The sequence below is a fragment of the Pseudomonas sp. MDT1-16 genome (assembly GCF_054898115.1).
Window position 1 is genome coordinate 3,467,399 of record NZ_CM142717.1, and the last position, 22,001, is coordinate 3,489,399.

Below are 22,001 nucleotides of genomic sequence, written 5' to 3' on the forward strand. Positions count from 1 at the left end.
CAGACATCCGTTGGGCAAGCACTGCAAACGATATGGGGACAGAAAATGAAAAAGCCACCCGAAGGTGGCTTTTCAATACAAGTGGGTCAGAGGCTATCAATAAGCCTTGCCAGTCTTGTAGAAGTTCTCGAAGCAGAAGTTGGTGGCCTCGATGTAGCCTTCAGCGCCACCGCAGTCAAAACGCTGGCCCTTGAACTTGTAGGCAATCACGCAACCGTTTTTCGCCTGCTTCATCAGGGCGTCGGTGATTTGAATCTCGCCGCCTTTGCCTGGCTCGGTTTGTTTGATCAGCTCGAAAATATCCGGGGTCAGGATGTAACGACCGATGATCGCCAGGTTCGACGGTGCGTCTTCCGGGGCTGGTTTTTCGACCATGTTGCGAACGCGATACAAATCATCAGCGATCAGCTCGCCGGAGATCACGCCGTACTTGTTGGTTTCCTGCGGATCCACTTCCTGGATCGCAACGATGGTGCAGCGATACTGCTCGTACAGCTTGACCATCTGGGTCAGGACGCCGTCGCCTTCGAGGTTGACGCACAAGTCGTCCGCCAGCACTACCGCGAACGGTTCGTCACCGATCAGCGGGCGGCCAGTCAGGATCGCGTGGCCCAAGCCTTTCATTTCGGTCTGACGGGTGTAGGAGAACGAGCACTCGTCCAACAGTTTACGGATGCCGACCAGGTATTTTTCCTTGTCGGTGCCCTTGATCTGGTTTTCCAGCTCATAGCTGATGTCAAAGTGGTCTTCCAGCGCGCGTTTGCCGCGACCGGTGACGATGGAGATTTCGGTCAATCCAGCGTCCAGTGCTTCTTCGACGCCGTACTGGATCAGTGGCTTGTTTACCACCGGCAGCATTTCTTTGGGCATGGCTTTAGTCGCTGGCAGGAAGCGAGTGCCGTAACCGGCTGCTGGGAACAAGCATTTCTTGATCATATAAGTCCTTGAAAGGGCTGTGTGTACGAGTTTCGGCGCAGTCTAATCAGGCGGCGAGCACCTTACAATGCCCCGCACTGGCTAACCAATGCCATCATAGAGAAATATTCTCGCGGATAGTTCCCGAGATAGCTCCGCAGCCTTTATAGATAGCACAGACCACCAGATCTGCACGGCTGCGAATCGCACCACCCTACACCATCAGCCCCCGTTGAGTGCATTTGGCGCTATCATTGCGCAATTGAACCAGCCAACGAGGCAGATAGATGTCGGTAGCAAAAAGTGTCAACGGGTTCCTGATCAATCAGGCGAAAGACGGGCAATGGTGGGTAGACAGCGCCAGCGGCGAGAATATCGCCGGACCTTTCCCTACCGAAGCGTTGGCGATTGAAGTGGCATCCGTATTGGAACTAGAACACCCAACCGTCAAACGACGCGGCAAAGATAATACTTGATCTGAGTCCAACTCTTGACCAAGCCCTGCTGTAACGCAGGGCTTTTTTGTGATTACCTGCAAAGAAGTGGCCATTCGCTATAACCTTTTGATGCCAGCGCTGTCACAGGCTTAGCCCCATCATCCTGACGACGACAACGACATGAATAAATTTTTGCCACTGATTGCGGTACTGACCCTGAGCGGCTGCGCCACTTCCGAAACGACCTACCTGAACAACGGCGAGCAAGCCCTGGCCATCGACTGCTCCGGGGAAGCCAACTCCTGGGCGACCTGCTACGAAAAAGCCGATGCCTCTTGCGCCGGCACCGGCTATCGAATCGTCGGCACCGACGGCACACCTTCGACCAAGGAAAGCGACAAGACACTGGGCGTCGACGTCGGTAACTACAAGAACCGCAGCGTCGTGGTGGTCTGCAAGTAAGGGGAGCCCGCAGGATTCGGAAAAAATCGTACGCTAAAACTTTCGGACGCTAGCGGCGGGACATATTCAAGGCTGTCTTGACCGTATCGATGAGGGGCCAACTCAGGTTGTGAATGCCCATGTCTCACGGGTGATGGCCGTGATGGTGACAGCCAAGGCCTCGGACGGGCCTCCCGCGACTAAGCAACGTTGCCATGGATCTGCCTCAACAACGGCGTTTTTGCCGTCGCTCGCACGACCACGAAGGCTTTGAAACCAGGCGGTGACTCTTCGATTTTTACATCCACTCATAACTGGACGGCAAACCACGATAGCGTAGCGACAGCAGCCGGATCGCATCGTCCAGCTTTTGCGTGGGCTTGAGTTGCTGAGACTGAATCCCCAGCAATTGAGCGATCTTTCGGTCTAACAGGTCGGAACCACCCTTGTTCTCTCCACGGGCCAGCTCCTTGAGTAGATCGTCCAGTGCCCAGCGTGTTTCAGCGTTCGGTGTACAACGAGCAGTCGTCACCTCCCGGCCTGCCAAGTCGCGACCATCGGGTGGCAAATCCCAGTACCAGACGGCAGTTGGTAGTCGATCTACTTTGATGCATGCCGTCTCTGTAGCCAGGGAATTTAAGTGTGGTGATATCGACCAGCACTTGCACTACCGCCCCGAAAAAGAAGCCCCCCGCGATGCTGATCATAATCGTGCGACTCATTTCTGCGGTGGTGGCTGTCAACAGAAATTGCCGCATGCTCTCGTAGTCACCAAGGGCACCAACCAGCAACAAGCCAAACGGAGTCCAGGGCGCGAGCCTGCCCCCTCCAACCATCCCCTGGTGAAGGACCAGGTGAAGTGTTGGACGAGTCCACCGGGGCTCGATTTTTTGCCTTGTGCTTACTCAGGATGCCGCTCACTGCTGCGTTGAGTTTTTCTATGTCCAATCCACGCATTATCGATCCTCGCGTGTGTGCCACAGACGTAGCAGATAGATGGTGGAACCCTGTATCTCGTAACGCAACTCGTAGTGGCCGATAATAATTCGGCGCACATCCCGCGGCTCAAACTCTTCAAGCCTTTCGCCAATGCGTGGATTGGTCAGCAACGTACTTGGAGCAGCCGTGAGCTGTTGAACCGTTTGCGCGGCGGCAGGTTGATTCACTGTGGCCAGAAACTCGTACAGCCGGGCAATGTCGGAAAGCGCCTTGCTTGTCCACTTCAACTCCATCAGCGCGGCACCGGCAGCGGGGACTCTGTACTTAGGCTGTCGGCCCAAGCCTGGACAGCTTGGTGGTCAATTACCCGACCGGCGTCCACATCAGCCAAGGCCTCGCGGGTCAGGCGACTGCGTTCTTCTTCTTGGTCAATCCAAGCAGAAAGGGCTTGCTTGACGATCCAGTTCTTGGAACGCTCCAGGCGCTCAGCCATCAAATCGACCTTCTCAGCCAGTTGCACAGGGACGTGAGCCGTGACGGATCGGGTCTTGGCGGTAGTGGCCATGATAATTACTCCAATGCTGCGAAATGCTATTTGTGTGCACTTGGGCGCCAAACGGGCGCGGCGTTCGCAAGCGTCATAGACCGTTGCTTGGTAAACCAAGCATGCCTATCAATTTCAGAGGCAAGCCGCGCAATCTCCAGGTGGACAAGCTATTTAAACCAATGCGGGGCTCGGGTAAACAGGTCGCCGGCATTCTTGATCAAGGCATGAACCAATTGATCCTCGAATCGTATTGACGAAAAGCTCATCAACCAATGCTCCGGTTCTTCCTGAGCATTCATGCAACGACGTTTTCAGCCGCTCAGCCCGACTGGCCCCACCAAAGAAATAAATGACATCCTTTGCAGGCATCAAGACGTTGGTTTTAACAGGCGAGGCCCAAAAGCGGGGTGATGGAACCCCATGTAGTAACCTGGCGCAGCGGGTACCTGAGTATGGTTTGCTTAGCCACACATCTATCTGCACCTCATCTTTCCAATTACCTGCCTTGGTCAACGCGTCTTGGGCTGATATGAGTAAGTCGTCCAGAGTGCCGAAAACCTTTGAGGCAGCCCGTTCGAGCAGCATGGCTTCGGTCTGATTGAAGCGAGTCATCAATGACTTGTCCTTGCCTTTGTGGCGCCGGTCAATATTTTGAATCGCAACGCATCACTACGATCTAAATCTAATCATAGTTAATAACCTCGGGTCGTCAAGCCTTGATGTCAGATTGGGCTACACCCTAACTTGATGTCAGGCTGCCAAGCGTTTTTCAAGGCAGTTGTCGCGTCAACCGCGGGGCACGTCAACCCGAAGTACGGCAATGAACCTGGACGGCTGTTCTATACCCATATCTCCGACCAGTACGCACCGTTCAGCACCCGCGTGGTGAATGTCGGTGCGGGATTTGACCTACGTGCTCGATGGGCTGCTGTATCACGAGTCAGATCTGCGGATCTAGGAGCACTACACCGACACGGCGGACTTCACCGATCACGTCTTCGCGCTGATGCACCTGCTGGGGTTTCGCTTTGCCCCGCGCAGCCGTGACCTGGGCGAAACCAAGCTGTATGTGCCACAGAGTGTTCAGGACTACCCGATACTTCGGCCAATGATTGGCGGCACCCTGAACATCAAGCATGTCCGCGCTCACTGGGACGAGATTCTGCGTCTGGCAGCATCGATCAAGCAAGGAACCGTCACCGCCTCGCTGATGCTACGCAAGCTGGGCAGCTATCCACGCCAGAACGGCCTGGCCGTGGCCCTACGGGAGTTGGGCCGGATCGAGCGCACGCTGTTTATCCTGGACTGGCTGCAAAGCGTCGAGCTGCGCCGTCGTGTGCATGCCGGGTTGAACAAGGGTGAGGCGCGAAACGCTCTGGCCAGGGCGGTGTTCTTCAACCGCCTCGGCGAAACCAGGGATAGGAGCTTCGAGCAGCAGCGATACCGGGCCAGCGGTCTCAACCTGGTGACCGCCGCCATTGTGCTCTGGAACACGATCTCTCTGGAGCGGGCAACCCAAAGGCTGACTGACGCCGGAAAGCCGGTGAATACCGACCTGTAGCAATACCTGTCTCCGCTGGGCTGGGCGCACATCAACCTGACCGGCAATTACGTCTGGCGGCAGAGCCGCAAGCTGGAAGACGGGAAACTCAGGCCGCTACGGCAGGTTGGAAAACCTTAGCGTACGATTTTTTCCGAATTCTGTAGGCTCCCACGGCGCCCTGCCCTACATGTGAATTTCGGCGAACTTGATCCCGAGGCCGCGCACCGTCTCGATCAAATCGTCGAGACGACTGAAGGATTCGACTTCATCGTTATCATCGACCAGAAAATAACTGCGCCCGGCGCTCTTCTTGAAAAACACGATCCATTCTCCCGAGTTCGCCGGATTTTGAATGACGTGGGTGGCAGAAATGTGACCCTCTGTATGGCACTCCCGTACCTGCTCTCGCTTCATGCTCGACTCCAGAAATGACAATGCCGCCAAAGCGCTGCTTTGGCGGCATCGGTGCTGACTCGCGACAGTCTATCAGCCGGAAATGCACGCAGTAGCGGCATTGCGTACATCCATTGGGCGCAACGGCACATTGGAGATGCGCTCATGCAACTTGATGCTGCTGCCAGTGGAGCGGTCTTCGATATCAAATACCGCGGCCGGGCCCGAGGAGAACTTCTGCGGCACGATGACTCGCACACCGTCCTTCTGCGGCTCGACTTGCAGGGCTCCCCGGCTGCTGGACAGTTTTTCGGTCAGGCATTGCGCGTATTCATGAGGCTTCTTGCCTGAAATCACGCTCATGGTGGGCAGCGTCTGATTGATCTCAGAGACACTGGCACAGCCACTCATCGCTATCGCCATAGGCAGGACCAGCACACCCCACTTCATACAACACCTCCGATAAAGACACTCCGACAGTACAAATGCTGTTTTTCTCCGAGGCTTACTGCGTTTATCGCTCATAGAATTCCGTATAACTGTTTTTAATTGTCAAAGCGGACCCCGACGACCGGATAATAACCCGTTCGGGCTGATAAACTGCGCCAATCGCCCATGCTATCGTTTTGATTTTGTAGAAAAAGCCCTTCTGGAGGCGCCTCATGAAATTTATCCACCAACGCGAGCACCTCAACGAAGACGACATCGTCGTCATTCAATGCTCCCAAACCTGCAACATCCGCTTGATGAACGACGCCAATTTCCGCAGCTTCAAGAATGGCGGTCGCCACACTTACCACGGCGGAGCATTCGACACTTTCCCGGCGCGGATTACTGCACCGAGCACCGGTTTCTGGAACATCACCATCGACACGGTCAACCGCCGGCCGATCAGCGTGACTCGCACACCGACCCTGACTCACACCATCAAGATCATCCGCCGCTCCAGCACGAAACTGAGCTGAGTGACACCCAGCACGAGAACCAGGCAGCTATGACCGTGGCCCAAACGACCAAATACGTCATCAAATACAAACTCAACGGTGAGCGTCGCTTCGAATTTGCCCAGCTTGAAAAAGGCACCGAAGAAGAAGCCAAGGCCGCGCTGGACGCCATTCATGGTTCCAGTGAAGACGTCATCAGCGAAATCAGCGTCAGCAAAGCGCTGTAACGGGATCCGGAGCGACAACAAGGACGTCTGCTCCCCCATCTGAAATTAGACCGCAAGCGCCGGAGTGATCTCCCACTCACCGCGCCCTAGACTGGCCACCTCAACCTTTGGTTAAGGAGTCAGAACATGTCTACTTCCTCGATTCGCTTCATCAACGGCACTTCCAGCCTTGGCGTCTTGCTGCTCGCGTACAGCGCCGAGGGTCTGTGCGCGCTCTCGATGGACTGGACTGGGCCACACTGGAACAGCAACTCGATCAGGATGGCTGCGCGATGATCAAGTCGCTTTTAAGCCACAAGACGTGCGATGAAATCAGCGCACTGTATGCCCGCCCCGAACCGTTTCGCTCGCAAGTGGTCATGGCTCGTCACGGCTTTGGCCGTGGCGAGTACAAATATTTCAGGTACCCGTTGCCGGATGTCGTCGCCCATTTGCGCAGGTCGCTCTACCCTCGACTGGTGCCGATAGCCAATCGCTGGTGCGAGCACATGGACCTGCCGACCCGCTTCCCTGAAACGCATGAAGCGTTCCTCGAACGCTGCCATGCCGCCGGTCAGGAACCCCCGACGCCGTTGTTGCTGCACTATGGACCGCAGGACTACAACTGCTTGCATCAGGATCTGTACGGCGAACACGTCTTCCCGCTGCAAGTGGCGATTCTGCTGTCAGAGCCGGATGACGATTTCACCGGCGGCGAGTTCGTGCTGACCGATCAGCGCCCGCGGATGCAGTCGCGCCCCAGGTCATTGGCCTGAAGAAAGGCGACGGGCTGATCCTTGCCGTCAATCAACGACCGGTCAAAGGCGTTCGTGGCTGTTACCGGGTCACCCTGCGCCACGGCGTGAGTCGCCTGCACAGTGGAAAACGGCATACCCTTGGAATCATCTTTCACGATGCGTTATGACCCCATGAACCCGACCACCTTCGACTTGTTTGCCGACGCGCAACCCCAGCAGCCACCCAGGCTCGATCGGATCGGCGAACAATCCTGCGTCCTCAGAGGCTTTGCCCTGCCCTGGCTGGATCAGTTGCTGCCCGCACTGGACGCGGTTCTGGCGGCTGCACCGTTTCGACAGATGATCACGCCCGGGGGCTTTACCATGTCGGTAGCCTTGAGCAGTTGCGGCGCGCTGGGTTGGACCACCAATCGCAGCGGTTATCGCTATACCCGCAATGATCCGCAGACCGGTCAACCCTGGCCGAAAATGCCCGACGTGTTTCTCGAACTGGCACAAGCGGCGGCGCGGGAAGCGGGGTTTGCGGATTTCGTGCCTGATTCCTGCCTGATCAACCGTTATGTTCCCGGTGCCAAGATGTCGTTGCACCAGGACAAGGACGAAGTTTCCTACGCTGCACCCATTGTTTCAGTGTCGCTGGGATTGCTGGCGATGTTCTTGTTCGGTGGTTTCGAGCGCAGCGATAAAAGCCAGCGGGTACCGCTGTTACATGGCGACATCGTGGTCTGGGGCGGTGTGGATCGCTTGCGTTATCACGGCGTCTTGCCGATCAAGGACGGCCAACACCCGCGAATGGGCGAACAACGGATCAACTTCACCTTTCGTACCGCTGGATGAAGCTTTCGAATTCGACCGCAAGGCCCAGGGTGCAGCAACCCCGTCGGCTGGTTAATCTGAATGAAACAGGTCAGGACATGAAGCCATGACAAGCCATTCGACAAAGATCGCCACCGAGAATGATCCTCGCTGGGCCGCCGTCGTTGCGCGTGATCCCCGCGCAGACGGACAGTTTGTGTACGCGGTGAAAACGACCGGTATTTACTGCCGCCCCAGCAGCCTGGCGCGTTTGCCGAAACCGCAGAACGTCGAATTCTTCGACACCGCCGAGCAGGCGCAGGCCGCGGGTTATCGCCCCAGCAAACGAGCCGCGAAGGATCAAAGCGACGTCGCCGCGCAACATGCCGCGACCGTGGCCGCCGCGTGCCGCCAGATTGAAACCGCGGAAAATCTACCTGTACTGAGCGAACTGGCCTTCGCTGCCGGCCTCAGCAGCTTTCACTTCCATCGGGTGTTCAAAGCGGTTACCGGCCTGACGCCCAAGGGTTACGCCACCGCCCATCGTTCACGCAGGGTCCGTGAGCGCCTCGCGGACGGAGGTTCAGTGACCGACGCGCTGTATGACGCTGGCTTCAACTCCAACAGTCGTTTCTATGAAGCAGCCGATCAACTATTGGGCATGAAACCCGGTGATTACCGCGCAGCAGGCCAAAACAACGACATTCGTTTTGCCGTCGGCCAATGTTCCCTGGGGGCGATTCTGGTGGCGCAGAGTGAACGGGGAGTTTGCGCGATCCTGCTGGGAGATGATCCGCACCAACTGGTCTGCGATCTGCAGGACAAATTTCGGCGTGCGAATCTGATTGGCGCCGACCACGCGTTCGAGCAACTGATCGCCAAGGTGGTTGGTTTTATCGAAGCGCCGGCCCTGGGCCTGGACTTGCCGCTGGATGTTCGCGGCACCGCTTTTCAAGAGCGGGTCTGGCAAGCCCTGCGGGAGATTCCTGTTGGCTGCACCGCGAGCTACGCCGATATCGCCCAGCGAATCGGCGCGCCAAAAGCGATGCGCGCGGTGGCTCAAGCCTGCGGCGCGAACACTCTGGCGGTGGCGATTCCGTGCCACCGCGTGGTTCGCAGCGACGGCAACCTGTCGGGCTATCGTTGGGGTGTGGAACGCAAACGGCAATTGCTGGAGCGTGAAGCCCAGTAATCAGCGATTCACATCCACCACAACCCGCCCGCGCAATTGCCCCGCAAGCAACCGCGGAGCGGCGTCGATCGCTTCACTCAAACCGATTTCGTGGCTGATCAGCGGCAGCAAAGCGAAGTCGAGATCCTTGGCCAGACGATTCCAGGCCAGTACTCGCTTGGCTTTCGGCTGGGTCACGCTGTTGATCCCGGCCAGGGTCACGCCACGCAAAATGAACGGTGCGACTGAAGCCGGGAAGTCCATGCCTTGCGCCAGGCCACACGCGGCAACAGTGCCGTTGGCCTTCGTGCTGGCACAGGCATTGGCCAGGGTGTGGCTGCCGACCGAGTCGATAACCGCCGCCCAGCGCTCCTTGGCCAAGGGTTTGCCGGGCTCGGACAGCGTGGCGCGGTCGATGATTTCGCTGGCGCCTAGTTGCTTGAGGTAGTCGTGCTCGCAGGTTCGGCCGGTGGACGCGACCACCCGATAGCCGAGCTTGCTCAGCAGTGCGATGGCGAAACTGCCTACACCGCCATTGGCGCCGGTGACCAATACTTCGCCCTGATCGGGCGTCACGCCATTATGTTCCAGCGCCAGGATGCTGAGCATCGCCGTGTAACCCGCCGTGCCGATGGCCATCGCTTGCGCCGCGGTGAACGCCTTGGGTAGCGGAATCAACCAGTCACCGTTCAAGCGAGCCTTCTGCGCCAGTCCACCCCAATGTCCTTCGCCAACACCCCAGCCATTGAGTACGACCTGATCACCGACCTTGTAGTCCGGATGCCCACTGACTTCGACAGTGCCTGCCAGATCGATCCCCGGCACCATCGGGAATTTTCGAACCACCGGGCTCCTGCCGGTAATCGCCAGGCCATCCTTGAAATTCAGCGTGCTGTACGCCACACGCACCGTCACATCGCCCTCGGGCAGTTGATCGTCATTGATCTCTTGCAGTGTGGCCCGGTACCCGCCGTCGTCTTTGTCGATCAAAATGCCTTTGAACATCGCTGCCTCCTAATGGAATCACTCAGTTGTGGTGCAGTGGAAATAGCACATAGCAACATTTCGTCGTACTCGACTTTAAGCCAAGAGTGGCACAGAAACTGAAAACTCGACTGGCCCCGCGCCCGTCATTGCTGATACAAATCCGGTGCTACCGTCCCTGCCCAGTTATGACGTCGGAGAACCTTTCAAATGAGCAAATGGCCAGACACTCGCATTCTTGACCTGCTTGGCATTGAGCTGCCGATCATCCAGGCGCCCATGGCTGGCGCAAACGGTTCGGCCATGGTTATCGCAGCCAGCAACGCCGGCGGCCTGGGTTCGATGCCCGCCGCCATGTTGAGCATCGATCAGTTGCGCGAGGAGCTGAAAACGATTCGCCAACAGACTCAGCGCCCGATCAACGTCAACTACTTCTGCCATCAGTCACCCGCCGCCGATGAGCAACGCGCTCGAGACTGGAAGAATCTACTGGAACCTTATTACCGGGAACTTGGCGTGGACTTCGACGCACCGACGCCGGTGTCCAATCGAGCGCCGTTCGATAACGCGGCCTGCGAAGTGATCGAAGAGTTTCGCCCGGAAGTCGTGAGCTTCCACTTCGGACTGCCGGAAAAATCCCTGCTGGATCGCGTGAAAGCCACTGGAGCGAAAGTGCTCTCGTCGGCCACCACCGTCGAAGAGGCCGTTTGGCTCGAGCAACATGGCTGTGACGCTATCATCGCTATGGGGTATGAAGCCGGTGGCCATCGGGGCATGTTCCTCAGTGATGATCTGAGCAGCCAAGTGGGGATCTTTGCGCTGGTGCCCCAGATCGTCGATGCCGTGAAAGTGCCGGTGATTGCTGCCGGCGGTATTGCCGATGCACGAGGCGTCGCGGCAGCTTTTCTGTTGGGCGCTTCGGCGGTGCAAGTGGGCACGGCGTACTTGTTCACGCCGGAGGCCAAGGTCAGCGCGTCTCATCACAAGGCGTTGCGCACCGCCAAGGAAAGTGAGACAGCCGTCACTAACATTTTCACCGGACGCCCGGCGCGTGGAATTCTCAATAGGGTGATGCGCGAACTCGGGCCGATGAGCGCTAAAGCACCGGCCTTCCCGTTGGCGGGTGGTGCGCTAATGCCATTGCGGGCCAAGGGAGAAGCGGATTTCAGCAATCTGTGGGCGGGTCAGGCATTCACGCTGGGCGTGGAAATGACCACGGCTGAATTGACCCGGCGTCTGGCTGAGGAAGGATTGGCCAAGTTGGTTCGTCGGTAACGTATGTTCTTGTAGCAGCTGCCGAACGCAGCCTTCGGCAGCTACAGGTTCATGCGTGGCCTCAATAACGCGCATCCAGCACGTTCCGTTTACAGGCTATTCGCTATATATTCCGCTATATAGCGCTTACCCCCCGCTTTGCACTTGCCTACCACGGAGCCGTTTTATGCCCATTCCTGCCTCACGTTTTGCCCCAACCTGCCTGGCAACCCTGCTCGCAGTGTTCGCTTTCGGGTCCGCCCAGGCGAATGAAGTCCTGGTTGCCGTCGCCGCCAACTTCACTGCGCCGATTCAGGCGATCGCCGCCGATTTCGAAAAAGACACCGGGCATAAACTGGTCGCTTCCTATGGTGCCACCGGGCAGTTCTACACCCAGATAAAGAATGGCGCACCGTTCGAAGTGTTCCTCTCGGCGGACGACACCACCGCGCAAAAACTCGAAACCGAAGGCGACACGGTCAAAGGTTCGCGCTTCACCTACGCCGTCGGCACTCTGGCGCTGTGGTCGGCCAAGGAAGGTTACGTCGATGCCAAGGGCAAAGTGCTGAGCGACAACCCGTATCAGCATCTGTCCATCGCCAACCCGAAAGCGGCGCCTTATGGCCTGGCCGCCACTCAGGTGCTGGCCAAGCTGGGCCTGACCGACAAGGTCAAAGCCAAGCTCGTTGAAGGCCAGAACATCACCCAGGCCTACCAATTCGTCTCCACCGGCAACGCCGAACTCGGTTTTGTGGCCTTGTCGCAGATCTACAAAGACGGCAAAGTCACCAGCGGTTCGGCCTGGATCGTTCCGGCCAACCTGCATGACCTGATCAAACAAGACGCGGTGATCCTCAACAAAGGCAAGGACAACCCGGCCGCCGAGGCACTGGTTGACTACCTCAAAGGTCCAAAAGCCGCCGCTGTCATCAAATCCTATGGTTACCAACTCTAAATGACGCTCTCGAGTGCCGACTTTTCCGCCATCTGGCTGACCCTGAAACTGGCGTCACTGACGACGGTTATCCTACTGATCATCGGCACTCCGATTGCGTTATGGCTGTCGCGCACCCGCTCGTGGTTGCGCGGCCCGGTCGGGGCAATCGTCGCCCTGCCCCTGGTACTGCCACCGACGGTGATTGGCTTTTACCTGTTGCTGGCGCTCGGCCCTAACGGGTTTGTCGGCCACTTCACCCAGTCACTGGGGCTCGGCACCCTCACGTTCAGTTTTGCAGGGCTAGTCATCGGCTCGGTGCTCTACTCGATGCCGTTCGTGGTCCAGCCACTGCAAAACGCTTTTTCTGCCATCGGTACTCGCCCATTGGAGGTGGCCGCGACGTTACGCGCCAATCCCTGGGACACGTTTTTTAGCGTGATACTGCCGCTGGCCCGCCCCGGTTTCATCACCGCTGCGATTCTCGGTTTCGCCCACACCGTCGGTGAATTCGGCGTGGTGCTGATGATCGGCGGCAACATTCCCGACAAAACCCGCGTGGTCTCGGTGCAGATCTACGATCACGTTGAAGCGATGGAGTACGCCCAGGCCCATTGGTTGGCCGGGGCGATGCTGGTGTTCTCCTTTGTTGTGTTGCTGGCGCTCTACTCCAGCCGTAAAACCAAATCGGGCTGGAGCTGATCGATGATTCATACGCGTCTGAAACTGAGGTATTCGGGGTTCACCCTGGAGGTGGATTTGCAATTGCCCGGCCGCGGAGTCACTGCACTTTACGGTCATTCCGGTTCGGGCAAGACCACCTGCCTGCGCTGCATCGCCGGCCTGGAGAAGGCCGAGCAGGGTTTCATCCAGGTCAACGATGAAGTCTGGCAGGACAGCGACAAGAAAATTTTCGTACCGCCACACAAACGTGCGCTGGGTTACGTCTTCCAGGAAGCCAGCCTGTTTCCCCATCTGTCGGTGCTGGCCAATCTGGAGTTCGGCCTCAAGCGCATTCCTCGCCAACAGCGCCAGGTCGACATGGCTCACGCGACTGAACTGCTCGGGATCGGCCACCTGCTGGATCGCCCTCCGCAGAATCTTTCGGGCGGTGAACGCCAGCGCATCGGCATCGCCCGGGCCCTGCTCACCAGCCCCAAACTGTTGCTGATGGACGAGCCGCTGGCAGCGTTGGATAGCCAGCGTAAAAACGAAATCCTGCCGTACCTGCAGCGACTCCACGATGAGCTGGACATCCCGGTGCTGTACGTCAGCCACTCCCAGGATGAAGTCGCGCGGCTGGCCGACCACCTCGTCCTGCTCAGTAACGGCAAGGCGCTGGCCAGCGGCCCTATCGGTGAAACCCTGGCCCGTCTTGACCTGCCCTTGGCGCTGGGCGACGACGCCGGCGTGGTGATCGAGGGGCGCGTCAGTGCCCATGACGCCGACTACCAGTTGCTGACCCTGCAACTGCCCGACACGACCCTGAACATTCGCGTGGCTCACTCACCGATGGCCCTGGGTCAGGCGCTACGGTGCAAGGTTCAGGCGCGGGATGTCAGCCTGAGCCTGCAAAGCGTCGAGCAAAGCAGCATCCTCAATCGCCTCCCGGTCACCGTGATCAGTGAAATGGGCGCGGACAACGCCGCCCACGTGCTGATCCGTCTGGACGCAGGCGGTACACCGCTGCTGGCGCGGATTACCCGCTACTCCCGGGACCAATTGGGCGTGCACCCCGGCCAGCAACTCTGGGCACAGATCAAGGCAGTGGCGGTGCTGGCATAAATTCGCTGGCACGACTGCAATGGCGTGCGGTCAATGGCTGTAACGGCCCCTGACCCGTTGCCAAGGACTATCGCCATGTCCGATATCGTGCTACCCGATGTGCTGCCATCCGACCTGCATTACGTCGATGACGCCCAGCCCGGCATCACCCGCAAGAAACTGCGCGGCACGTTCTGTTATTACGACCCTGCGGGTCAGCGCATCACCGACCAAGATGAGATCAAACGCATCAACGCCCTCGCGGTGCCCCCGGCCTACACCGATGTGTGGATCTGTGCCGACCCGCGCGGACATCTGCAAGCCACTGGCCATGATGCCCGAGGTCGCAAGCAATACCGTTATCACCCGCGCTGGCGAGAAGTGCGCGATGCCGACAAATACTCGCGCCTGCGGGACTTCGGCCAGGCCCTGCCGAAACTGCGCAAACAGCTTGAAGCACTGCTGGCGGCTCCCGGCTTCAGCCGCGACAAGGTCATGGCCACGGTCATCACCTTGCTCGATGCGACGCTGATCCGGGTCGGCAACACGCAGTACGCTCGGGATAACCGCTCCTACGGCCTCACTACCCTGCGTAACCGTCACGTCGAGGTCAACGGCAGTGCGATCCTGTTCCAGTTCCGCGGCAAGAGCGGCGTCGAGCATCAGATCACCGTGAAAGACCGGCGCCTGGCGCGGATTATCAAACGCTGCCTGGAAATTCCCGGGCAAAACCTGTTTCAGTACCTGGATGAAAACGGTGAGCGGCACACCGTCAGTTCCTCCGACGTCAACGCCTACCTGCAAACCCTCACCGGCGCCGACTTCACTGCCAAGGATTACCGCACCTGGGCTGGCAGCGCGTTGGCATTGGCGGTTTTGCGGGAACTGCAGTGGGAACCCGAGTCGGATGCGAAGCGGCATGTGGTGGAGATGGTCAAGAACGTCGCCAAACAACTGGGTAACACCCCAGCAGTCTGCCGCAAGTGCTACATCCACCCGGCGGTGCTTGATGGTTTTCTTCTGGGTGCATTGTCTGAGCTGCCCAGGCCACTAGCGCGCAAAGGGCTCAGGGCAGAGGAAGTCGGGCTCGCGGTGTTTTTGGAGATGAGGGCCGCAATGGCTGAGGCGACGAACTGACCCGTCTATTTTTTGCACGATCGCAAATGGCTTCTATAGTTGTTCTGAACACGAATTAGCTGCGGTGACGCCATGGAAGACATTTTCGTTGTGAAGCGTTGCACCAAGATCATCATTCATGGCCGCCGAGCCGGAGAAACCAGCCATCCACCACCAGACGCCGCCTTCTGGTATCGCATCGCCGATACTCGAACCCATGGCTTCATCGGTGACGGTTTCGATCGTGAAGAAGACGCTCAACATGAATGCTGGCATTTAAATGCCAGGTCACAAGTGACGGCCCGACAAGGCTAAGGTCACCTGCCTTTTACGGGTCTATACTGAGAAAGCTGAAGGAACAGCGACCCCATCGGCAGAAAGCTCGCTCCCAGCGGGCTTTTTGCTGCCAAATACAGGTTTCTTGAACGGAGGTGTTTGCCATGTCCGAAAAAGAGTCCATCACCACTCTGCTCACCCTGCTCGACTCCCGTCAGGCTCGCCTGGCAGCGGCGTGCAAGGAAATCGCCGACTGGGTCGATCATCAAGGCGGTCACCCGACGGCCCTCAGAATTCGTGATCGTCTGAACGACATCGAGAAAGACGCGCCACTGATTCGCAATACGCTGTCGTCACTCAAACCTGTCGACCCGCCCCTGCCGCGGTTCAGATGATTCGATCTGGACACCTTCAAGGACACGGCCTGATTCAGGACGCATGAACGGCGACCTTGTCGTCACCGTATGCGTCCTTGCCTGATCGCTTCCTGCTACATCCCCAACCCGGCCTGGCGCTGGGCTTTTTTATGGCTAAGCAGTCTATTTCACACGGCGTTCACAACTCAGGCTCTACATTGACCGGACTCCTTTGAAGAATCCCCTGGCCCGCACGCACGCGGGTCTTTTTTTGCCCATGACGCAGACAACGAACGTCACCGAACGCCGGAGGTCAAACGATTACACGTCACCAAGGAGGCGTCTGATGGTTACTCACTTCAAAGTCGGCGGGCATCTGGCCTGCGGTCACAAAGGCAGCAAACTCGTCTCAACCAGCGAACTTACCCGGGTGAAATGCAGAAGCTGCCGCGAAACCGACGCGTTCAAGGATGCGCGCAAAGACCAGCGCAACGCTGCACGCCGCGCCGCACGCAAAGCCAAAGTTACGCACACTGCCATCGACTGGCGTGCGGCTTGGGTCGAACGGCTCACCGCCATGGATGGACTGCAACGATTGCCTCGTGGTTTTACCGGTCAGCCTTTCGTTTAGCTGACAGCTTCGGCGGCTGAATCGAACTCACTCGATCCGGCCGCTGACGCCATGAGCTGTATGTCTGCTTATATCCCGATACCAGATATCACGCACCGCCCCGATTGAGATAACGGGTGTGCATTAGTTAGACGATGTTCAACTAATGCACACTGAATTTGTTGTTAGTTATCCTGTTGTTTTCATCTACTAACCAAGCCGAAACACCGTCGCTGTGCACGGTATTGCATTCCTTCCCATATTGCTGATACGTCACGCAAATCACATCATTCGCAATAGTCCAGCCTCCCTTCTGCTCGGAATCTTTAGCAATTTGTATTACCGCCATGCCGTCAGGGCTCAGGGCTCAGGGTTTCCCAGAAAGGCTGCCCCTTGGCGGTCTCGCTTTGGAGCTTACGACCAACCAAAATCTGGTGAACCTCATCTACACTCAATTGCTTCACACCTTGAGGTGCGGGAGTATGGGCATCATTGGAAGTCTGAGGCCCGGAAGAACATCCAGACATGAATAACACTACAGCAATGGCAGTCACTGCCTTACTCACAACTTCCACCTATTTATTATTTTTTATATTAAGACAACGCAATTTTGAAGATTAGATAACCCCAAACTGATCAATATATTATTTGATTCTAAGCTCGATAGCGGCGTCAGTGAGGTGCGCACCTCGCCCTGCCATTTTTTGGCGGTAAACAGATTCCTCGACTAGGGTTCTATCGATCCAACATTGCGCCGACGGTGGTGGCCGCCACTCATCAAGGAGGGGACAGATGACATCAATTCGTAAAACCGAGCAAACCTATCGCGCCTGGTCCAGCCCAATCTTGCTTGAACTCAAGGAGAGAGAACACCAGCTGGACGCTGCTGCTCGCCAGGCCCTTCAAAATGTCTTGGTAGAGAGAAGGCTTGTCAATACCGGCAACCCTTCTGGCGAAGGCCGACGCGAGGCTGATCCAGCGACTAACAACCGCCATCAATAGCTGTGGCCAACAAAATAGCCGGCCAGAAACAAACAAGGGTTTGCATCAGCTTTCGCTCGCAAACCCTTGATTTAAGATGGTGCCCGAAGCCGGAATCGAACCGGCACGCCCTTACGAGCGGGGGATTTTAAGTCCCATGCGTCTACCAGTTTCGCCATTCGGGCGGTAGCGCGGTGAAGCAGTCTGAAGACTGTCAGATAACGATCTGGCAGTTCTGACGCTTGTGCAGCAGAGGGGGAAATATATACATCCCGTCTCGGCGAAGCAAGTTCGCGACTGTCCTTTTCAAGACTAAATCTTGCAGGACAGTGAAAATAAAAAAGCTCCGTAAATCATAGATCTACGGAGCTCGTTTAAAGTGGAGGCCGAGGTCGGAATCGAACCGGCGTAGGTGGATTTGCAATCCACTGCATAACCATTTTGCTACTCGGCCTCAAACATCTGATGTCATGTAGCACAACATCAAACGCGTACAAACTTGGAATCAGATACGCGATCTAACTCCTTGAAAACATTGAGCTTTTTCAGCAGTCAGTGCTTTCGATGGCGTGAATTATGTACTGATTTCCCGAGGCTGGCAACCCCTTGATTTCAAAAAAAATTCTGTCAGGCGGTTTCTATGTTTCAACGGGGTTGCTCAGCCCTCCCGGCTGGGATCGTCCGTTACATCTTTTACCGCGATCAACGGTTCAATGCCCCAGTCCCCATGCAGATACCAATCGTCTCCGATCATTTCGGCAGGATGCATTGTCCTGTCGGAGCCATTGCCGCACGCCAGGGAATTGGCTGGGCAGTATCTGTCGCAGCCCCAGCAAATGCGCTCGGGGTGCTTGGGGCTGATGGGAAAATTCTTGGCCATGTCGATCCCCTGTTCGCCTCTAGGATGTGCCTCCAACCTACATCGTTTGCGCAAAAATGCCCTTGATACGGATCAAGACTGAAGTCGAAAGCTCGCACTCAATGTCAGTCTTACAGCTAAGCTTCATCCTGCCGGGAAATCGGCTACGTCATAGCGCTTTTCCGGCCCCTGGGCAGCCACATAAAAACACCTGGAGATGCCTCTTATGCTGGGTAAAAAACCACCTGCCGGAGAACAGAGCCCTGTCCAATTGTCGACCTGGGATGATAAAGGCGCGAAAAAATCACTCGATGCAGAAGCATTTTCCTCTCCCCCCGACTTGACCAACGCAGAACTGGTACACCTTCGTGTCCGGGTGATTGCCCTGGAAAATCTGGTCATTGCATTACTGACACAAGGTTCGGATAAACAGATAGCCGTCGCCCGCGAAATGGCCGCCTACATTTCACCCAGACCCGGTTTCACCCAGCATCCTCTAACGATTCACGCGGCGGCTCAGATGAGCGACAGCGTTGACCGCGCGGAGCGATTTCGAAAGCGTTCCGAGTCATAGCCTTAATCACTGCAAACTTGATAACAATCATTATTATTCGTAAGAAAGCTTCCTACACTCGGGCTCCTACTCGTTAGTGCCCAGGAAGACATCATGCGTACGACCTTTTCGCTGTCACTCGCCCTGCTCTTGCTCACACCGTTGGCTCAGGCCAAGGAATACCCGATCGGCGAACCACAGCTGTGTCCGGGGCTGGAAGTCGGGGCCGTGTATTTGCAGCCGATCGAGATGGCACCTGCCGGAATGATGCGGGCCACTGCAGATTCCGATGTGCATCTGGAAGCCGACATTCGCGCCACGGCGAACAATCGACAAGGCTTTCAGGAAGGCAGTTTCGTGCCGTACCTCAATGTCTCGTTCAATTTGAAAAAACAAGGCAATGAGAACCAACTCAAAGGCGATTTCCACGCCATGGTCGCCAACGACGGTCCGCACTATGGCGACAATGTAAAGCTGCTCGGCCCAGGTAAATATCAGCTGACCTTCACCGTCCTGCCACCCGGCGGTCATGGGTCCCTTGGCCGCCATACCGATAAGGAAACCGGCGTAGCCCCCTGGTTTGAACGCTGCGAATTGCACTATGAGTTCATCTACGCCGGCATCGGTAAAAAAGGCGGCTATTGAATGAAGCGCTTGCGCATTGCCTGGCTGATGCTTGCCACAGCAGTGGTGCCATTGACGGCTTATGCCGAGTTACCCAGCTATGAGCTGAGCCTGCGCGATGGCCACTTCTCCCCCGCCTTGCTGGAGGTTCCGGCCGGACAGCGCTTCAAAATCATCCTGAAAAATATCGGTCAAGGGCCAGCCGAATTCGAGAGCACGCCATTGCGGGTTGAAAAAGTACTGTCGCCGGGAGTGACAACCTTCGTGGTTATTCATCCCCTCCGGCCTGGTCACTATCCCTTCTTCGACGAGTTCAATCCGCAACTGCCCGAGGGCGGCATCCTCGCGAAATAACCCGTTCAAATACGGAGCTTCCATGAATCAATCAATGTTCATTGTCTGGCGCGAAAGCGTCGAGGCGCTGCTGGTGATCGGCATTCTCCAGGCGTGGGTCAGCCAGCAGCATCAGGGAGATCGACTCACGAAGTACGTGTGGGCCGGTGTCGTGCTGGGGTTGATGCTTTCGGGCCTGCTGGCGGTGTTGATTCTGTTTGCCGGTGAGGCCATGAGCGGCTCAGCCAGTGAGTGGTTCCAGGCCGCACTCGCGCTGGTTGCCAGCCTGCTGATTGTGCAGATGGTCGGCTGGATGCACCGCCACGGGCGCACGCTCAAGCACGATTTGCAACGACACGCCGATAGTCACCTGGCCCGGCAAGGTGGCACAGGTCTGTTACTGCTGGCCATGCTCGCCGTCAGCCGCGAAGGCAGTGAAACGGTGGTCTTTCTCTATGGCGCCGGTGCTCAGTTACGAGGTCCACAGCTCGGTTTGTTTGCCGCCGGCGGCGCATTGGGATTGGCGTTGTCGGTGCTGACGATTGCGCTGCTGCACAGCAGTCGCCGGTTTATTTCGTGGCAGCAATTCTTTGCCATCAGCGAAGCTGTTTTGCTGATGCTCGGCGCGGCATTGCTGGTCAGCGGCACCGAGCGAATCGGCGGTCAATTACTCGCCCTGGATTTGCCGGAGGTGATGTACAGCCTCGTTGGCGAAGCGCTTTGGGACAGCAGCGCATTACTCAGCGACAGCCATGGACTGGGTGGTTTTCTTGCCGGTTTTGCCGGTTATCGCGCGACGCCCAGCGGCATGACGTTACTGGTGCTGGCAAGTTATTGGCTGGCTGTCGGCGGTTGGCTGCGCCAGCGTGCTGCGGAAAAAGTCCCATGCCTGAGCTGAGTCGTCGCAATCAATGGCTGCAGCGCATGGGCGATGGAATGCGTCGCCATGCGCGGGTCATTCGTGCCGTGCAGTGGGCCGTTGTACTGTTCTATGCGTTGCTGTTGGTGATCCCGGCGGTGTTGCCGCTGCCGGACAGCCAGGCACGACTGCTCGACAACCTGACCCTGTTCGCGCAGTTTTTGTTCTGGGGTATTTGGTGGCCGTTCGTGCTGCTGTCGATCGTGCTGTTCGGCCGACTCTGGTGTGGCGTTCTGTGTCCGGAAGGCTCACTCAGCGAATGGGCCAGCCATTACGGCAAAGGTTTGGGTGTACCGCGCTGGTTGCGCTGGGGCGGCTGGCCAACCTTGGCGTTCTGCCTCACAACCCTTTACGGCCAATTGATCAGCGTCTATGACTACGCCCAGGCGGCGTTATTGATTCTGGGTGGCTCGACTGTCGCGGCGGTTGCCGTCGGTCTGCTGTTCGCCCGAGGCAAGCGAGTCTGGTGTCGTTACCTATGCCCGGTCAGCGGCGTCTTCGCCCTGCTCGCCCGCCTGGCGCCCATGCATTTTCAGGTAGACGAACAACGCTGGATAGAAAATGCCGCGCCGCGCCTGCCGCCGCCCAACTGCGCGCCCTTGCTCGACATCCGTCGACTGCAAGGCGCCAGCGACTGCCACGCCTGCGGACGCTGCAGTGGACAACGCGGCGCCGTTCAGCTGATCGCCCGCTCCAGCAACCAAGAGATTCTTCACGCGACCGCGCAGACGCTTTCACCGTGGGACGCGCGTTTACTGCTGTTCGGTGTAATTGGCCTGGCGATGGGCGCGTTTCAGTGGACGGTCAGCCCCTGGTTTGTCGCCCTCAAACAAACCCTTGCCCAATCGCTGGTCGAGCACGACCAACTCTGGGCGCTGCAGGACAACGCGCCCTGGTGGCTGCTGACCCATTACCCGCAGCTCAACGACAGCTTCAGTTGGCTCGATGGTTTCAGCATCGTTGCTTACTTGAGTTTGAGTTCGATGGTGTTGGGCACGGCGTTGATGATTCTTCTGCGCCTGACGGCTCGACTGGCGCAAGACCGCGCACTGTATTGGCCAATGGCACTGACCCTCACGCCCCTGGGTGGTGCAGGATTGTTTCTCGGGCTGTCGGCCACAACGGTGAAATTACTGCGCTATGAAGGGTTGCTGCTGGAATGGGTACAACCGGCCAGAGCTTGTTTGTTAATAGCCGTGATGGGCTGGAGCCTGTTGCTGGGGTGGGAACGGCTGGACCGCGAAGGCATTTCCCTGGCTCGACGCTGCGCTGGCAGCACTTGCCTGTTACTCGGCATCAGCTTGGTAGGGTTTGGCTGGTGGTTGCAATTCTGGGGCTGGGCTTGATCG

At 57.5% G+C, this 22,001-nt stretch carries 30 protein-coding genes, 2 tRNA genes and 2 pseudogenes; 22 read left to right on the plus strand and 12 right to left on the minus strand.

Annotated features, from left to right (window positions below; genetic code table 11):
- Positions 1-96 precede the first annotated feature (96 nt).
- Complete coding sequence (galU, locus tag ACYZT3_RS15810; protein WP_282375774.1) at positions 97-936, minus strand: UTP--glucose-1-phosphate uridylyltransferase GalU; 840 nt, start codon at positions 934-936, stop codon at positions 97-99.
- A gap of 266 nt (positions 937-1,202) precedes the next feature.
- On the opposite strand from galU, the gene ACYZT3_RS15815 reads away from it, so the two are divergent.
- Both ACYZT3_RS15815 and ACYZT3_RS15820 read left to right on the plus strand, forming a co-directional pair.
- On the plus strand, positions 1,203-1,391 hold the full coding sequence (locus ACYZT3_RS15815; RefSeq protein ID WP_282375775.1) for a hypothetical protein: 189 nt from the start codon (positions 1,203-1,205) through the stop codon (positions 1,389-1,391).
- Positions 1,392-1,532: 141 nt separating this feature from the next.
- Positions 1,533-1,814: a putative periplasmic lipoprotein gene (locus ACYZT3_RS15820; RefSeq protein WP_282375776.1), complete on the plus strand. Its 282-nt coding sequence runs from the start codon at positions 1,533-1,535 to the stop codon at positions 1,812-1,814.
- A 277-nt stretch (positions 1,815-2,091) separates the two neighbouring features.
- Here ACYZT3_RS15820 and ACYZT3_RS15825 read toward each other — a convergent pair whose 3' ends face one another.
- The 4 genes from ACYZT3_RS15825 to ACYZT3_RS15840 form a co-directional block, all read right to left on the minus strand.
- On the minus strand, positions 2,092-2,325 hold the full coding sequence (locus ACYZT3_RS15825) for a hypothetical protein (RefSeq protein WP_282375777.1): 234 nt from the start codon (positions 2,323-2,325) through the stop codon (positions 2,092-2,094).
- Positions 2,326-2,749: 424 nt separating this feature from the next.
- A complete protein-coding gene (locus ACYZT3_RS15830; RefSeq protein ID WP_282375778.1) occupies positions 2,750-3,025 on the minus strand; it encodes a type II toxin-antitoxin system RelE/ParE family toxin in 276 nt (91 codons plus the stop codon).
- Complete coding sequence (locus tag ACYZT3_RS15835; RefSeq protein ID WP_277528272.1) at positions 3,025-3,297, minus strand: CopG family ribbon-helix-helix protein; 273 nt, start codon at positions 3,295-3,297, stop codon at positions 3,025-3,027. Before ACYZT3_RS15835 ends, ACYZT3_RS15830 begins: the two co-directional genes overlap by 1 nt.
- A 153-nt stretch (positions 3,298-3,450) precedes the next feature.
- A complete protein-coding gene (locus tag ACYZT3_RS15840; RefSeq protein ID WP_282375783.1) occupies positions 3,451-3,891 on the minus strand; it encodes a hypothetical protein in 441 nt (146 codons plus the stop codon).
- A gap of 177 nt (positions 3,892-4,068) precedes the next feature.
- On the opposite strand from ACYZT3_RS15840, the pseudogene ACYZT3_RS15845 reads away from it, so the two are divergent.
- A pseudogene (locus ACYZT3_RS15845) lies at positions 4,069-4,960 on the plus strand (Tn3 family transposase); the annotation flags it as partial.
- Positions 4,961-5,005: 45 nt separating this feature from the next.
- On the opposite strand, the gene ACYZT3_RS15850 reads toward ACYZT3_RS15845, so the two are convergent.
- Together ACYZT3_RS15850 and ACYZT3_RS15855 are read right to left on the minus strand one after the other, a co-directional pair.
- Entirely contained in the window at positions 5,006-5,236 is a 231-nt protein-coding gene (locus tag ACYZT3_RS15850) for a hypothetical protein (protein ID WP_282375784.1), read from the minus strand.
- Between the two features lie 72 nt (positions 5,237-5,308).
- A complete protein-coding gene (locus ACYZT3_RS15855; protein ID WP_282375785.1) occupies positions 5,309-5,665 on the minus strand; it encodes a hypothetical protein in 357 nt (118 codons plus the stop codon).
- A 212-nt stretch (positions 5,666-5,877) separates the two neighbouring features.
- Between ACYZT3_RS15855 and ACYZT3_RS15860 the strand changes: the two genes are divergently transcribed.
- The 6 genes and pseudogenes from ACYZT3_RS15860 (at position 5,878) to ada (ending at position 9,110) form a co-directional block, all read left to right on the plus strand.
- Entirely contained in the window at positions 5,878-6,180 is a 303-nt protein-coding gene (locus ACYZT3_RS15860) for a DUF1883 domain-containing protein (protein ID WP_282375786.1), read from the plus strand.
- 29 nt (positions 6,181-6,209) lie between these two features.
- Positions 6,210-6,386 carry a hypothetical protein gene (locus ACYZT3_RS15865; RefSeq protein ID WP_282375787.1) on the plus strand — a complete coding sequence of 59 codons (177 nt, stop codon included), beginning with the start codon at positions 6,210-6,212 and terminating at the stop codon, positions 6,384-6,386.
- 126 nt (positions 6,387-6,512) lie between these two features.
- Entirely contained in the window at positions 6,513-6,662 is a 150-nt protein-coding gene (locus tag ACYZT3_RS15870; RefSeq protein ID WP_282375788.1) for a hypothetical protein, read from the plus strand.
- Positions 6,659-7,290: pseudogene (locus tag ACYZT3_RS15875) on the plus strand (2OG-Fe(II) oxygenase). Before ACYZT3_RS15870 ends, ACYZT3_RS15875 begins: the two are co-directional and overlap by 4 nt.
- A complete protein-coding gene (alkB, locus tag ACYZT3_RS15880; protein ID WP_462030260.1) occupies positions 7,280-7,960 on the plus strand; it encodes a DNA oxidative demethylase AlkB in 681 nt (226 codons plus the stop codon). Before ACYZT3_RS15875 ends, alkB begins: the two are co-directional and overlap by 11 nt.
- An 85-nt stretch (positions 7,961-8,045) precedes the next feature.
- The gene (gene ada / locus ACYZT3_RS15885; protein ID WP_462030261.1) at positions 8,046-9,110 is read left to right on the plus strand and encodes a bifunctional DNA-binding transcriptional regulator/O6-methylguanine-DNA methyltransferase Ada; all 1,065 of its coding nucleotides are present in this window, start codon (positions 8,046-8,048) and stop codon (positions 9,108-9,110) included.
- On the opposite strand, the gene acuI is transcribed toward ada, so the two are convergent.
- Positions 9,111-10,094 carry an acrylyl-CoA reductase (NADPH) gene (gene acuI / locus ACYZT3_RS15890; protein ID WP_282375792.1) on the minus strand — a complete coding sequence of 328 codons (984 nt, stop codon included), beginning with the start codon at positions 10,092-10,094 and terminating at the stop codon, positions 9,111-9,113.
- Positions 10,095-10,283: 189 nt separating this feature from the next.
- On the opposite strand from acuI, the gene ACYZT3_RS15895 reads away from it, so the two are divergent.
- The 5 genes from ACYZT3_RS15895 (at position 10,284) to ACYZT3_RS15915 (ending at position 15,162) form a co-directional block, all read left to right on the plus strand.
- Positions 10,284-11,348, plus strand: coding sequence for an NAD(P)H-dependent flavin oxidoreductase (locus ACYZT3_RS15895; protein WP_282375793.1), 1,065 nt, complete (start codon positions 10,284-10,286; stop codon positions 11,346-11,348).
- A 166-nt stretch (positions 11,349-11,514) separates the two neighbouring features.
- Positions 11,515-12,282, plus strand: coding sequence for a molybdate ABC transporter substrate-binding protein (gene modA, locus ACYZT3_RS15900; protein ID WP_462030262.1), 768 nt, complete (start codon positions 11,515-11,517; stop codon positions 12,280-12,282).
- A complete protein-coding gene (modB, locus tag ACYZT3_RS15905; protein ID WP_462030263.1) occupies positions 12,283-12,963 on the plus strand; it encodes a molybdate ABC transporter permease subunit in 681 nt (226 codons plus the stop codon). It abuts the gene before it with no gap.
- Positions 12,964-12,966: 3 nt separating this feature from the next.
- Positions 12,967-14,046 (plus strand): molybdenum ABC transporter ATP-binding protein, encoded by a 1,080-nt coding sequence (gene modC, locus ACYZT3_RS15910; RefSeq protein ID WP_462030264.1) that lies wholly within the window; start codon positions 12,967-12,969, stop codon positions 14,044-14,046.
- 75 nt (positions 14,047-14,121) lie between these two features.
- Positions 14,122-15,162, plus strand: a complete 1,041-nt coding sequence (locus tag ACYZT3_RS15915) for a DNA topoisomerase IB (RefSeq protein WP_462030265.1) — start codon at positions 14,122-14,124, stop codon at positions 15,160-15,162.
- A gap of 33 nt (positions 15,163-15,195) precedes the next feature.
- Here ACYZT3_RS15915 and ACYZT3_RS15920 read toward each other — a convergent pair whose 3' ends face one another.
- On the minus strand, positions 15,196-15,417 hold the full coding sequence (locus tag ACYZT3_RS15920) for a hypothetical protein (RefSeq protein WP_462030266.1): 222 nt from the start codon (positions 15,415-15,417) through the stop codon (positions 15,196-15,198).
- Between the two features lie 164 nt (positions 15,418-15,581).
- Here ACYZT3_RS15920 and ACYZT3_RS15925 point away from each other — a divergent pair, with 164 nt between their 5' ends.
- The 3 genes from ACYZT3_RS15925 to ACYZT3_RS15935 all read left to right on the plus strand — a co-directional run bounded on the left by ACYZT3_RS15925 (position 15,582) and on the right by ACYZT3_RS15935 (position 17,385).
- Positions 15,582-15,812 (plus strand): hypothetical protein, encoded by a 231-nt coding sequence (locus ACYZT3_RS15925; RefSeq protein WP_010460746.1) that lies wholly within the window; start codon positions 15,582-15,584, stop codon positions 15,810-15,812.
- Positions 15,813-16,119: 307 nt separating this feature from the next.
- A complete protein-coding gene (locus ACYZT3_RS15930; RefSeq protein ID WP_282375799.1) occupies positions 16,120-16,404 on the plus strand; it encodes a hypothetical protein in 285 nt (94 codons plus the stop codon).
- Between the two features lie 771 nt (positions 16,405-17,175).
- Positions 17,176-17,385 carry a hypothetical protein gene (locus ACYZT3_RS15935; RefSeq protein ID WP_282375800.1) on the plus strand — a complete coding sequence of 70 codons (210 nt, stop codon included), beginning with the start codon at positions 17,176-17,178 and terminating at the stop codon, positions 17,383-17,385.
- A 77-nt stretch (positions 17,386-17,462) separates the two neighbouring features.
- On the opposite strand, the gene ACYZT3_RS15940 is transcribed toward ACYZT3_RS15935, so the two are convergent.
- The 3 genes from ACYZT3_RS15940 to ACYZT3_RS15950 form a co-directional block, all read right to left on the minus strand.
- Positions 17,463-17,549: transfer RNA gene (locus ACYZT3_RS15940), tRNA-Leu, on the minus strand.
- Between the two features lie 195 nt (positions 17,550-17,744).
- A tRNA-Cys gene (locus tag ACYZT3_RS15945) sits at positions 17,745-17,818 on the minus strand.
- A 204-nt stretch (positions 17,819-18,022) separates the two neighbouring features.
- The gene (locus ACYZT3_RS15950) at positions 18,023-18,244 is read right to left on the minus strand and encodes a DUF3079 domain-containing protein (protein WP_282375801.1); all 222 of its coding nucleotides are present in this window, start codon (positions 18,242-18,244) and stop codon (positions 18,023-18,025) included.
- A gap of 205 nt (positions 18,245-18,449) precedes the next feature.
- Here ACYZT3_RS15950 and ACYZT3_RS15955 point away from each other — a divergent pair, with 205 nt between their 5' ends.
- The 5 genes from ACYZT3_RS15955 (at position 18,450) to ACYZT3_RS15975 (ending at position 21,998) form a co-directional block, all read left to right on the plus strand.
- Positions 18,450-18,797 carry a hypothetical protein gene (locus ACYZT3_RS15955; RefSeq protein WP_282375802.1) on the plus strand — a complete coding sequence of 116 codons (348 nt, stop codon included), beginning with the start codon at positions 18,450-18,452 and terminating at the stop codon, positions 18,795-18,797.
- Positions 18,798-18,890: 93 nt separating this feature from the next.
- Positions 18,891-19,421 carry an iron transporter gene (locus tag ACYZT3_RS15960; RefSeq protein ID WP_282375803.1) on the plus strand — a complete coding sequence of 177 codons (531 nt, stop codon included), beginning with the start codon at positions 18,891-18,893 and terminating at the stop codon, positions 19,419-19,421.
- The gene (locus ACYZT3_RS15965) at positions 19,422-19,754 is read left to right on the plus strand and encodes a cupredoxin domain-containing protein (RefSeq protein WP_282375805.1); all 333 of its coding nucleotides are present in this window, start codon (positions 19,422-19,424) and stop codon (positions 19,752-19,754) included.
- Positions 19,755-19,776: 22 nt separating this feature from the next.
- Positions 19,777-20,631 (plus strand): FTR1 family iron permease, encoded by an 855-nt coding sequence (locus ACYZT3_RS15970; protein ID WP_462030267.1) that lies wholly within the window; start codon positions 19,777-19,779, stop codon positions 20,629-20,631.
- Entirely contained in the window at positions 20,619-21,998 is a 1,380-nt protein-coding gene (locus ACYZT3_RS15975; RefSeq protein WP_282375807.1) for a 4Fe-4S binding protein, read from the plus strand. Before ACYZT3_RS15970 ends, ACYZT3_RS15975 begins: the two co-directional genes overlap by 13 nt.
- Positions 21,999-22,001: the final 3 nt, after the last annotated feature.